The following is a 1,227-nucleotide window of genomic DNA, read 5'->3' as shown; positions in this document are numbered from 1 at the left end:
CTTCATGGCCTACAAGGGCGCGCTGATGGTCGACGACGACGAGATGTACGCGTCGTTCCAGCGCTGCGCCGATCTCGGCGCGCTGCCGCTGGTGCATGCCGAGAATGGCGACGTGGTTGCAGCCCTTTCTCAGAAGCTGCTCGCCGCCGGCAACAACGGCCCCGAGGGGCATGCCTATTCACGCCCGCCGGAAGTGGAAGGCGAGGCGACCAACCGCGCCATCATGATCGCCGACATGGCCGGCGTTCCGCTCTATGTCGTGCATGTCTCCTGCGAACAGAGCCATGAAGCCATCCGCCGCGCGCGGCAGAAGGGCATGCGCGTCTTCGGCGAGCCGCTGATCCAGCATCTGACGCTCGACGAGAGCGAATATTTCAACAAGGACTGGGATCATGCGGCGCGCCGCGTGATGAGCCCGCCCTTCCGCAGCAAGTGGCACCAGGATTCGCTGTGGGCAGGCCTGCAGGCCGGCTCGCTGCAGGTGGTGGCGACCGACCACTGCTCCTTCACCACCAAACAGAAGCGCAACGGCGTCGGCGACTTCACCAAGATCCCGAACGGCACAGGAGGTCTCGAAGATCGTTTGCCCATCCTGTGGACCGCCGGCGTCAACACCGGGCGGCTGACGATGAACGAGTTCGTCGCGGTGACCTCGACCAACATCGCCAAGATCCTCAACATGTATCCGAAGAAGGGCGCGATCGTCGAAGGCGCGGACGCCGACATCGTTGTCTGGGACCCGAAGCGCAAGAAGACGATCTCGGCCAAGAAGCAGCAGTCGGTGATCGACTACAACGTCTTCGAAGGTTTTGAGGTGACGGGCCTGCCGCGCGAGAAGACGAAGCGCGGCGAGCTCTCGATCGAAGAGTCCGACATCAAGGCCAAGATCGGGCACGGCGAGTTTGTCGCCCGTGAGCCGAACGCAGCGGTCAACCGGGCGCTGTCGACCTGGAAGGAGATCAGCGCACCACGCAAGGTGGAGCGCTCCGGCATTCCGGCGACCGGAGTTTGAGCGTGCGGGCTCTCTATCTTGCAATCGCGGCTGCCTCGCTGCTGACCGCAGGTTCGGCCTTTGCTGCCGGCATCGACCTCAGCAAGCCATACGGCGACAAGTATGGCTGTATCAACAGAAACGGCCAGGAAGTTGCCGCCGATCAGATGCTGCTTCTGACCGACAAGGAGCTGATCACTGCGGCCAGCGCCTGCACCTTCAGCGACAAGCAGGCG

General features: G+C 63.4%; 1 protein-coding gene and 1 pseudogene. Both read left to right on the top strand.

The features are described from left to right. On the top strand, window positions 1-1,012 hold a 1,012-nt coding region (gene hydA / locus EOA29_RS36965; RefSeq protein ID WP_127222426.1), incomplete at its 5' end, for a dihydropyrimidinase. A gap of 2 nt (window positions 1,013-1,014) precedes the next feature. Beyond that, window positions 1,015-1,227, top strand: a pseudogene (locus EOA29_RS36960) (hypothetical protein); the annotation flags it as partial.

It is taken from the genome of Mesorhizobium sp. M1E.F.Ca.ET.063.01.1.1, assembly GCF_003998155.1.
Taxonomy (GTDB): domain Bacteria; phylum Pseudomonadota; class Alphaproteobacteria; order Rhizobiales; family Rhizobiaceae; genus Mesorhizobium.
This window is presented reverse-complemented; position numbering and strand designations above follow the sequence as displayed.